Raw genomic sequence first — 9,802 nt, forward strand, 5'->3', positions numbered from 1 at the left:
TGGACTTAGGGTTTTTACGGCAATCGCAACCCGGCCAAGGCGTGCGACACCGGAGTCAACGCCGCCTCAGCGGCGCGGAACTGGGCGTACAACGCGCGATAGGCGTCCCTGCGCGCGGCCTGCGGTTCGTAGCGATGGGCGGGCCGCACGAGTGCATCCTGCGCGGCGGCAAAGCTACCGTAGCGGCCCAGCGCGGTCCAGGCGGCAACCGCCGCGCCCACCACGCCCGGCTGTTCGGCCTGGCCCACGACGACGGCGCGTTCGCAGATGTCGGCCTTGACCTGGCACCACTGCGGGTTGGACGCCGCGCCGCCACCGAAACGGATTTCCCCTACCTCGCTGCCCAGCGCGGCTTCGGCGCGTTCCAGCACGGTGCGATTCAGGAAGGCCACGCCCTCAAGCACCGCCCACGCCAAGTCGCCCGGACCATGGCGCCGATTCAGGCCAACGAAAGCGCCACGCAGATGCGGGTCCCAGTACGGCACGCGCTCGCCTTGCAGATAAGGCAGGAACAGCGCGGGCTGCGGATCTCGCGGCGCGTTCAGCAGCGCGTTCATGGCGTGGCCGACGCCCGCCATGCCGTCTTCACCCAAGCGCCCAAGCAAGGGCAGCAGCCATGCGATGGTGTCCGCGCCGTTCTGGCCCGGTCCGCCAATCTGGTGATTGCCGTTGCCCCAGTCAACCGTCATCAGCCCTTGCGCCTGCACCGGCTCGGCGCCCATCGCGCCAAACACTTCGGTGGTGCCCGAGATGTTGTAGGCGTAGCCCGCGCGCAGCGCGCCCAAGCCAGCCACGGCCGCCCAGGTGTCGTTGGAACACGCGACGACGCTGCGACCGGCCAGCCGCGCCAATGCCCCGGGCAGGCCGGGCTGGACGGCGGCGACAACCGCCAACGGGTCCAGCAGCGGCGGCACCCAGGCAGGGTCGGCGCCTAGCGCGGTCAACAGGTCAGGCCCGCCCGCGTGCGGCTGCGCGGCCGCTGCCAGCCGCGCCATCGACACGGTGTCGCTGGCGGCACGGCCCGTCAGCCGGAAGTTCAGATAGTCCTTGGGTTCCAGCACGACGCGCACGCGGGCGGCGTGTTGCGGCTCGGTGCGCAGCAACCACGCCAGGCGCGCCCAGGGGTGAAAAGCGTTGATCTGTTTACGTTCGGGGTGATCGGCAGGGATGGCCGCCAGCCATTCGCCCACGTCCGCCGCCGTACGCGTATCGCGCCATGTGATGGCCGGGCGGATGGCGGCGCCCTGCGCATCGACGAACACCTGCGTGCGCGTGACGCCGCAGATGGCGATGGCGGCAACGGCATCGAACGCCGCGCCCGCTTGCTCGGCCAAGGTGTTGGATAGGGTTTGCAGGCCGCGCCACCACGCGTCGGCGTCGATCTCGTCCCAGCCGGGCGGGCCGCCCGCACCCGCCGGGCTGTCGATGAAGCAGGAATGCGCGATGCCGCCTGCCTCGTCGACCAGCGCCGCCCGAAAGCGCGTGCCGCCCAGGTCCACGGCCAGCACATAGCCAGAGCCGGAAGAGGACGATTCGGAAGAAGCCGTGGAGACGATCGATGGGGCGGACATAGCCGGGAATTGTATTTCAGGGCGGACAGGCAGCGTGGATGTCGAGGTGGCGTTGGGGTGGCATCGAGACGATGTTGGGGCGATGCCGAGCCGACGGCCGGGGTGGCGTCGAGACGATGCCGAGGCGATGCCGGGCTGACGGCCGGCGTGGCATCGCTGCTGCGGCCGTCGTTGCGCCGCAGCACCGGAAACCCTATCAGTTGATAATTTCTGTTCAGGTGACAAGGGCAATACCGTGCGACAGAATGGGCCGCACCCGGAGGAGACAGCCGGGGCCCAAAAAAAACATCACACGTCCAAGGCCCATGAAAAAATCCAAGAGCAATGTGATCATCACCTGCGCCATTACGGGGTCGGTTCATACGCCGTCGATGTCCCCGTATCTGCCGGTGACGCCGGACGACATCGCGCAGTCGGCGCTGGACGCCGCCGAGGCTGGCGCTGCCATCGTGCACCTGCACGCGCGCGACCCGCAAACCGGCAAGCCCACGCAAGACCCCGCGCTGTATGCGCAATTCTTGCCGCGCATCAAGGCTGCCAGCGATGTCGTCATCAACATCACGACGGGCGGTTCGCCCGTGCTGCCGGTCAGCGAACGCATGCTGCCCGCCACCCAATTCAAGCCCGAAGTGGCCTCGTTGAATATGGGGTCGATGAACTTCGGCATGTATGAATTGCTGGAACGCTTCCAGGAATTCAAGCACGACTGGGAACGCCCGTATCTGGAGTCCAGCAACGACTTGATCTTTCGGAACACGTTCAAGGACATCGAGCACATCCTTGCGTCCTGCAACGACAACGGCACGCGTTTTGAGATCGAATGCTACGACGTTGGCCATCTGTATACGGCCGCGCACTTTGTGGACAAGGGTTTGCTGAAACCGCCGTTCCTGATCCAGTCGGTATTCGGAATCCGCGGCGGCATTGGCACCCACCCCGAAGATGTGATGACGATGCGCCGCACGGCCGACCGGCTGTTTGGTGACGACTACGTGTGGTCGGTGCTGGCCGCCGGCCGCAAGCAAACGCCGCTTGCCACGATGTCGGCCACGATGGGCGGCAACGTGCGCGTGGGGCTGGAGGATTCGCTGTGGGACGGCCCCGGCGAATTGGCGCGCTCGAACGCGGACCAGGTACGGCGCATCCGCCGCATTCTTGAAGATCTGTCGCTGCGCATCGCCACGCCCGACGACGCGCGCGAGATCTTGCAACTGAAAGGCCGGAACAACGTGGCGTTTTGACCGCGCACCGACAACGATTCATACCCTAGCGGGGAGACAACATCATGAAGAACACCTTGAACGCGGCCGTGGCCGCCGCATTGCTGAGCCTGGGCGCGGCCGCCCACGCCGACGACAGCGTGATCCGCATCGGCTTCATCACCGATATGTCGGGCTTGTCGGCAGACGCCGATGGCCCCGGTGGCGCCGAAGCCATCAAGATGGCGGTGGCGGACATGGGCGGCGCCATCGACGGCAAAAAGATTGAAGTGCTGGTGGCCGACCACCAGAACCGCGCCGACATCGCGTCGTCGCGGGCGCGCGAATGGCTGGACCAGAAAGGCGTCGACATGCTGATCGCGGGCGCGAACTCGGCCGCCGCACTGGCCATGGCGAAGGTGGCCGAAGAAAAGAAGACGCCGTTCTTCGTGGTCAGCGCGGGAGCGTCGGAATTGACGAACGCGCAGTGCACGCCCTACACCGTGCACTACGTGTATGACACGGTATCGCTGTCGCGCGGCACGGCCCGCGCCATGCTCAAGGAAGGCAATAAGGACTGGTACTTCCTGACGGTGGACCACGCCTTCGGCCACGCGCTGGAGCGCGACGCGTCCGCCGTGGTGCAAGCCAATGGCGGCCAGGTGAAGGGCCGCGTGCGGCACCCGCTAAACACGGCAGACTTCTCGTCATACATCTTGCAGGCGCAGGCGTCGGGCGCAACCGTATTGGGTTTGGCGAACTCCGCCAACGACACCAGCAACGCCGTGAAGGCCGCCGCAGAATTCGGGCTGACGCCCAAGATGAAGATCGCCGGCCTGCTGGTGCTGATCACCGACATCCACGCGCTGGGCCTGGCCGCCGCGCAAGACATGTACCTGACCACGGCCTGGTACTGGGACCAGGACGACGCGTCGCGCAAATGGGCGGCGCGCTTTGAAGAGCGCATGAAGAAGAAGCCGTCGATGCTGCAAGCGGGCGATTATTCGGTCACCACTACCTATCTGAATGCGGTGAAAGCCACCGGCACGACCGATGGCGACACGATCATGAAGTGGGTAAAGAGCAACCCCGTGAATGACTTCTTCGTTCAGAACGCAACGGTACGGGCAGATGGCCTGCTGGTGCACGACATGTATTTGATGCAGGTGAAGAAGCCCGCGGAATCCAAGGGGCCGTGGGACTACTACAAGCTGATCGCGAAGATTCCGGGTGGCGACATCTACACGTCGCCGCAGGAATCCAAGTGCCGCTTGATGACGCCCTGAGCCGGATGCGCCCTCCGCGCCCTCCGCACCCTCCGCATCCGCTTCGCACGCTGCCCCTGCTGCGCCCGGCACACCTCTAGGAACACCCATGACCTCGCAAGACTTGACCGCCCTACCGGTCGACCTGAGCGGCCGCCGCGTCATCATCACCGCCGGCGCATCAGGCATCGGCGCGGCGCTAGCCGATGCCTTTGCCGACCGCGGCGCGCGCGTGCATCTGTGTGATGTGGACGACGGCGCCTTGGCCCACTGCCGCCACGCCTGGAGCCGCGCCGACGTCAGCCGCCGCGACGACATCGACCGCTACATGCAGACGGCGCTAGCGCACCTGGGCGGGCTGGACGTGCTGGTGAACAACGCCGGCATTGCCGGCCCCACCGCCAGCGTCACCGACATTGAACCGGCCGACCTGAGCGCCACGCTGGACATCAACCTGGCGTCGCAGTTTCACACCGTGCGCCACGCCGTGCCCGCGCTGCGCGAAGCCGGTGGCGGCTCCATCATCAACATCAGTTCCGTGGCGGGCCGCATGGGGTTGCCCATGCGCACGCCCTATGCCGCGTCCAAATGGGGCGTGGTGGGGCTGACGCGGTCGTTGGCCGTGGAGCTTGGCGCCTACGGCATCCGCGTTAACGCCCTGCTGCCGGGCTTGGTGGCTGGCCCGCGCATCGACCGCGTCATCGCCGCCCGGGCGCGCACCCTGGGGCTCACGGTGGAAGAAGAAACCAAGCTGGAATTGGCGGGCGTCAGCCTTCGGCAATTCGTAAGCGCCGCCGATATCGCGAACATGGCCTTGTTCCTGGCCAGCCCGTTTGGCGCGATGATCAGCGGGCAAGCCATCAGCATCGACGGCGATCTGCAATCGCTGCCGTGGCAGCCGCCGGCGGACTGACGTGCGGCGTGCTACCCGATCAGCTGGATCGTGTCCGCAAAAACGCCCGCCCGGCGCGCTTGCGCGGTGGCGTGCAGCGCGCCCAACAACCGCTCAGCCAGTTCCTGGTTTTGCGCTTCTCTGCGGGTGATCAACACGAACTCGAACCACTGCCGCGAGGTGAGCGGCAGCGCGACGATGTCGGGATAGACGGACGCAATATCCGACGCCGACAACGCATTGACCAGGCTGATGCCTTTCACGGCGCGCACCGTTCCCGGCACCAAGGTCATGTGTGCTTGCATGCTGGAATCCAACGCTGCGGTATCACCAATGTCGCCCTGCGCGACCACGTAATCGGACCACAGCGGCTTCACGAACGACTCCGGTGAAATATCCGCTACCGCAATCGCCCCGCGCTGCGCCAGGGGATGCTCGCGGTGCACGATAGCCATGACGTCGGTGCGCAGAAAAGGCGTGAAGTTCAGACGCGGGCTGTCGCGCCCGACCGCGCCCAGGCCAAAGTCAGCCCGCATGGTTTCGACGGCGCTAATCACCTGCACCGATGATTCCACGTCCACCGAAAAGGGCCGCTTGCCATGTTCATCCACATAGCGCTTCACGGCTTCGGGCGCATACACCAGGGCCAGCGCAGGCGAGGACGCAATGCGCAAACCGCGCCCGCCAAACTGCTCGATGCTGTGCAGCGCTTCGTCGATGCGCACCAGCTCGTCCAGCACGAACTTCGCTTCGGTGTAGAGATACTGCCCGGCTTCCGTGGGCCGCAGGGTCTTGTGCGAGCGGTCAAACAACTGCACGCCAGTGGCGCTTTCCAGCCGCGACACGGCGTGGCTGATCGCGGGCTGCGTCAGGCTCATCACCTGGGCAGCCTGACGCGTCGAACCGGTCATGACGACCGTATAGAAGATGCGCAGATCGTGGATATTGAAATTGCGCTTCATACCCCTACTTCGCCACGCGTTCAATTTCTGGCGACACCCACTTTCCGCTCAGCAAATCCGGCTTCGGCCAGTAATACCGCATCGTCACCATGAATGGGCCATCGGGCGCGGGCAGCCAATTGGATTCCTTGCCCTTGCCCGGCGATTGCGCCTGGATGTAAAGCGTCAACCCGCCGTCCGGGTCTTTCTTCAGCGACGGCAGCATGGGCGAATTGATCAGATATCGATTGATGGCGTTCGGCGCCAGCAACTGTTCGGGCAAGCGATACATGGTCATGGACCAGAACGCGTTGACGGGCGGCAGGCTGCGCGGCGCAAAGCGCAATGTGTACGCGTACTTGCCATCCAGCTCCTGACCGCGGCTGTCTTTCTCCAGCACGGGGTATAGCGCCTCTTCGCGCGAGTTGGCGCCGATGCCCACCTGCGTACCGGTCGCGCGCGCCAGGTAGTTGTTTTTCAACGTGCTGCGGTCGCCAAACAGCGTGTCGGTTTTGCCGCCGAGCGCCGTGCGGTTCTTGTCGATATCGTTTTGCGCCGTATGCATGCCTTCCCGCAACGCGCGGCGCAGCCGGGGGTCCAGGCTTTCCGCCTTGTAAGGCTCGCCCGGCCGGATGCCGATGCTGGCAAAGCGTTCGCGCAGCCACTTCTCGGTAGGATGCGTGGGCGCAAATTGCATCAGAAAGGCCAGCTGGTTATAGAACTCTAGCGACGTACGCATCTCACCAGGCGGCACCGGAGGTATCCACTCAACGGCCGCAGGCGCGGGCGGCGCGGGCCGCTTGGCAAAGGCCGACAGCGGCTGAATCTTGTAGCGCGACTGGATGCGTTTGACGTTTTCAAGATCGGCCGCGTTGAACAGCTGCGTGCGGCCCACCATGTTGACGAGTTCCGTCTCCGACTTGATCACCTTGGTGATGCCTGCCGGTACCTTACCGTTCCAGCGCGGACCCGCGATCAGGAAATTGCCACCGCCGTTACCCGTGCTGCGGCTGCCGATATACGCAAAATTGTACGTATACAGATCCATCAATTGCAGAACAAAGTAGCGCCGCTTTTCCATCGGCGGCACGCTGATGACGACGGGTTCCGCCCGCAGATCCAGCACGGCAAATGAATACGGCGTGTCGGAATTCGGCGTGACAAAGGCCGTGTCTTCCGGCGTGAACACGCGCGCAATGTTGTTGACCGTGTTGAACGGCCCCTTGTACTGCGKGTTGCTCTTGTCGATGCTGAACGCGTACATGGTCTGGTAGCTGGCGACCATGGGCGTGCCGTACAGATAGGCTTCGCTGGCGATGCTGCGCGCTTGTTGCGCCGTGACGCCATGGATACCGACCGACTGCGACCCCGTGGCCTCGTCGGGCGACGTGAAGCTGCACCCGGCCAGGCTTGCCGTCAGGCCGGCGGCAACCACGGTGGCGGTGAGCCAACGCGCAGGCGCGCGTCGTGCAAGGCAGGAAAATCCAGTGATACTCTGGCGGTCGCGCATGGTTTGCTCCAACACAGTCAAGATGTTGGCAACGCCCAGGTGGCGGCAGCGTCGCAGGCAAGGCAGAATTTCCGGGGACGATTCTGGCATATTTCCCGGCAATGAAGAAGAAAGGGTGTGGCGCGCGCGCCGCATCAGCGCACTGAAACGTCCGGCAGGGCGTCCGCGCGCGGTACAACCCCACGTTGCGACCCCGCATTGCAATCCCGCTTTGCAATCCCTCAGGTACATCATGCAAGACGACGACTCCGCCCGCCCCACCGTCCCGGACACCAATGTGCGGGCGTCTTCCTACTACGTATTGCAGGCGCAGCACGTGTGCAAGCAATGCGGGCAGGCCACGCCGGTGTTCGCGCTAGCCGTGCCGCCCGGCTATGAAAGCACCGAAGCCGACAGCGAGCTGGACGACGACAAAGACAGCCTTGGCCTGGCGCCGGGGGATTTTCACGACTGGCTGTTCCGCCCTGAGGCATGGCAGACGATACCCGGCCCGGCCTTGCTTTCCCAGGTCTACATGCTGTCGGCGAATGTCGCGCTGACCTTGCAAAGTCTGGCGCCAGCATTGCGTCAGGATGCCACGCAACAAGAACAATGGACCAACTTCTGCGAGCATTGCGGCAGCGCGGTGTGGGAAGGCGGGCTGTACCCGACCCCGGGTCAGCCCTTTTGCCCGAAGGACGATACCGCCGCCGCGCAGATCACCGTGCACACCGTTGACGCGCCGTTCGATGGCTACGCCCGCATGATCTGGACAGACGGCTATCGGAATAAGTGGCCGTTGTTCAAACGGCTGGGCGTCGCGTGCAGCGAGGGGGAATGATTGCCGGCGCGTCTGGCGGCGGAATCGGCCGCCGCTAACGCATCCCATGCTTACGCGTCGACTTCCTGCGCGTGCTCCGTCAGGTTTTCCAGGTGATGCAACGGAATGGCGACGATGGCGCTTTCCGAGGCGCTCGCGTCGGTCGTCAGATGCTGGATCAAATCCACCGTGGTCGAGCGGCGCGTCAGCATCAGGCAGGTGACCTCGCCATCGATGACGCGCGTCGCATGCCAGCACCCCGGCCGCATGCAGATGCCCTGCCCTTGCGGCACGCGAAACGCGGCAAGCGTGGCCAGATCGGGGCTGCCATCCGCAGCGCTCTGCGCCACCACTTGAATGATCTCGCCGGTCAGCGGCACGATGGCCTGCTGCGTCAGCAAGTGCTTTTCCAGGTTCGTGATTTCGGTGGACGGGCTGCGATAGTTCACCCACAACAGTTCGGCATCACCGCCCGCGCCCGTGTTGAACACATGCTCCTGCCAAAAATCCGTGGCAGGGTTCGAGAACAACGGTACGCCGTTACCGTCCGGCATCGGCTTGCCCAGCATCCAGCCGTACGCGGTAAAGGCGTCGGGTGTCAGAACATTGACTTCCAATTGCTTGTTGCTTGTCATGCGGGACCCTGTGATGGCTTGGGCGAAGCGCCGCGTTTTGGAAACTCGGCGTCGTAGTCGAAATCGCCGCGGGCAATGGCTTCCAGAATGGCGGCGCGCCGATCGGCAGCGCGCTTGAGGTTGGCGGCCGTGGGCTTGACGCGGATACGCTCGACGCAGTGCCGGCCTTCAAAAAAGAAACCGATCTCGATCGACGATTCCGACGCGGGCCTGACCCCATCGAACCCCTGGCTCATCGCCTTTCCCGTGGTGATTGCTGATGGGCGACATGATATCGCTTCGACGTGACCGCTGTAACCCTGGGTTGAAGTCAGGGCGCGCTGCGGGATTCAAGGTCCATTGCCTCGGGCCATATGACCCGAGGCGCCCAGCGCAACGCCAGGTTGTACGCGGGTACGTCGTTCGCGTCCCGTGGTTCGATGTCGCAAGGCGGCAAGGCTTGCGGGCCTTGCTGCATGTAAGTGCAGACGTAGGCCCAGAGGTTGTCCAGATCGTGGTTGTAGGTGCTGAGGTGGAAGCGTTCGATGACGTCATTGGTGTTGGGTTTGACGATGGCGATGGATACGCCCCACTTGATCATTAAGCCACCGCCAGAGGTAGCGCCCCATTGTTCCCAGACTTCCGCGCGGACATCGTCCCAGGGGTAGCTGGCCGTGGTGACGTACCAGCGGGTGAAGGGGTTCCACCAGACCATGTGGAAGCCGTAGACGTAGATGCGGCGGCGGGCGCGGTTGAAGCGGATGGGGAGRTCGCGGGGCTGGGTGACTTCAATTCGATAGAGAAGCACACTCAGCCACGCGAAAAGCGCCGTCGTGAACAGGGCCATGAACACCAGAGAAAGGGCAGTAGAGGTGAACCCTTCGTCGCCTCCTGCCAGCAGCCCGAAGACGATCTCGGGTGCTCCGAAAATTGCCGTGTAAGCCGTATACGGAATAGCAAAAATAAGAAGACCACGTATGCTCGAAGATCGTCGAGACAACTCCATGTATA

At 64.3% G+C, this 9,802-nt stretch carries 10 protein-coding genes; 4 read left to right on the forward strand and 6 right to left on the reverse strand.

The window, feature by feature from the left end; all coding sequences use genetic code 11:
- Positions 1 to 14 precede the first annotated feature (14 nt).
- Positions 15 to 1,571 carry a xylulokinase gene (locus AC1DB0_RS25125; RefSeq protein ID WP_476758180.1) on the reverse strand — a complete coding sequence of 519 codons (1,557 nt, stop codon included), beginning with the start codon at positions 1,569 to 1,571 and terminating at the stop codon, positions 15 to 17.
- A gap of 305 nt (positions 1,572 to 1,876) precedes the next feature.
- On the opposite strand from AC1DB0_RS25125, the gene kce reads away from it, so the two are divergent.
- The 3 genes from kce (at position 1,877) to AC1DB0_RS25140 (ending at position 4,948) form a co-directional block, all read left to right on the forward strand.
- The gene (gene kce / locus AC1DB0_RS25130) at positions 1,877 to 2,812 is read left to right on the forward strand and encodes a 3,5-dioxohexanoate:acetyl-CoA acetone transferase (RefSeq protein WP_342066803.1); all 936 of its coding nucleotides are present in this window, start codon (positions 1,877 to 1,879) and stop codon (positions 2,810 to 2,812) included.
- Between the two features lie 44 nt (positions 2,813 to 2,856).
- A complete protein-coding gene (locus AC1DB0_RS25135) occupies positions 2,857 to 4,056 on the forward strand; it encodes an ABC transporter substrate-binding protein (RefSeq protein ID WP_175171029.1) in 1,200 nt (399 codons plus the stop codon).
- A gap of 88 nt (positions 4,057 to 4,144) precedes the next feature.
- Positions 4,145 to 4,948: an SDR family oxidoreductase gene (locus AC1DB0_RS25140; protein WP_476758181.1), complete on the forward strand. Its 804-nt coding sequence runs from the start codon at positions 4,145 to 4,147 to the stop codon at positions 4,946 to 4,948.
- An 11-nt stretch (positions 4,949 to 4,959) separates the two neighbouring features.
- Here AC1DB0_RS25140 and AC1DB0_RS25145 read toward each other — a convergent pair whose 3' ends face one another.
- Together AC1DB0_RS25145 and AC1DB0_RS25150 are read right to left on the reverse strand one after the other, a co-directional pair.
- Positions 4,960 to 5,889 carry a LysR family transcriptional regulator gene (locus tag AC1DB0_RS25145; RefSeq protein ID WP_054427498.1) on the reverse strand — a complete coding sequence of 310 codons (930 nt, stop codon included), beginning with the start codon at positions 5,887 to 5,889 and terminating at the stop codon, positions 4,960 to 4,962.
- A gap of 4 nt (positions 5,890 to 5,893) precedes the next feature.
- Entirely contained in the window at positions 5,894 to 7,378 is a 1,485-nt protein-coding gene (locus AC1DB0_RS25150) for a DUF1254 domain-containing protein (RefSeq protein ID WP_476758766.1), read from the reverse strand.
- Positions 7,379 to 7,610: 232 nt separating this feature from the next.
- Between AC1DB0_RS25150 and AC1DB0_RS25155 the strand changes: the two genes are divergently transcribed.
- Positions 7,611 to 8,198: a hypothetical protein gene (locus AC1DB0_RS25155; RefSeq protein WP_476758182.1), complete on the forward strand. Its 588-nt coding sequence runs from the start codon at positions 7,611 to 7,613 to the stop codon at positions 8,196 to 8,198.
- Positions 8,199 to 8,248: 50 nt separating this feature from the next.
- On the opposite strand, the gene AC1DB0_RS25160 is transcribed toward AC1DB0_RS25155, so the two are convergent.
- The 3 genes from AC1DB0_RS25160 to AC1DB0_RS25170 all read right to left on the reverse strand — a co-directional run bounded on the left by AC1DB0_RS25160 (position 8,249) and on the right by AC1DB0_RS25170 (position 9,638).
- Positions 8,249 to 8,812 (reverse strand): ureidoglycolate lyase, encoded by a 564-nt coding sequence (locus AC1DB0_RS25160; RefSeq protein ID WP_346551740.1) that lies wholly within the window; start codon positions 8,810 to 8,812, stop codon positions 8,249 to 8,251.
- Positions 8,809 to 9,048 (reverse strand): Arm DNA-binding domain-containing protein, encoded by a 240-nt coding sequence (locus tag AC1DB0_RS25165; protein ID WP_346551742.1) that lies wholly within the window; start codon positions 9,046 to 9,048, stop codon positions 8,809 to 8,811. The genes AC1DB0_RS25160 and AC1DB0_RS25165 overlap by 4 nt, the downstream gene beginning before the upstream one ends.
- A gap of 74 nt (positions 9,049 to 9,122) precedes the next feature.
- Complete coding sequence (locus AC1DB0_RS25170; RefSeq protein ID WP_476758767.1) at positions 9,123 to 9,638, reverse strand: DUF6708 domain-containing protein; 516 nt, start codon at positions 9,636 to 9,638, stop codon at positions 9,123 to 9,125.
- Positions 9,639 to 9,802: the final 164 nt, after the last annotated feature.

It is taken from the genome of Achromobacter sp. 10T422 (assembly GCF_056394065.1).

Excerpts from the sequence above, each read along its gene's own strand:
- AC1DB0_RS25145 (WP_054427498.1), bottom strand. The coding sequence starts at position 5,889 with ATGAAGCGCAATTTCAATATCCACGATCTGCGCATCTTCTATACGGTC.
- AC1DB0_RS25160 (WP_346551740.1), bottom strand. The coding sequence starts at position 8,812 with ATGACAAGCAACAAGCAATTGGAAGTCAATGTTCTGACACCCGACGCC.
- AC1DB0_RS25155 (WP_476758182.1), top strand. The coding sequence starts at position 7,611 with ATGCAAGACGACGACTCCGCCCGCCCCACCGTCCCGGACACCAATGTG.
- AC1DB0_RS25135 (WP_175171029.1), top strand. The coding sequence starts at position 2,857 with ATGAAGAACACCTTGAACGCGGCCGTGGCCGCCGCATTGCTGAGCCTG.
- AC1DB0_RS25140 (WP_476758181.1), top strand. The coding sequence starts at position 4,145 with ATGACCTCGCAAGACTTGACCGCCCTACCGGTCGACCTGAGCGGCCGC.
- AC1DB0_RS25165 (WP_346551742.1), bottom strand. The coding sequence starts at position 9,048 with ATGAGCCAGGGGTTCGATGGGGTCAGGCCCGCGTCGGAATCGTCGATC.
- kce (WP_342066803.1), top strand. The coding sequence starts at position 1,877 with ATGAAAAAATCCAAGAGCAATGTGATCATCACCTGCGCCATTACGGGG.
- AC1DB0_RS25125 (WP_476758180.1), bottom strand. The coding sequence starts at position 1,571 with ATGTCCGCCCCATCGATCGTCTCCACGGCTTCTTCCGAATCGTCCTCT.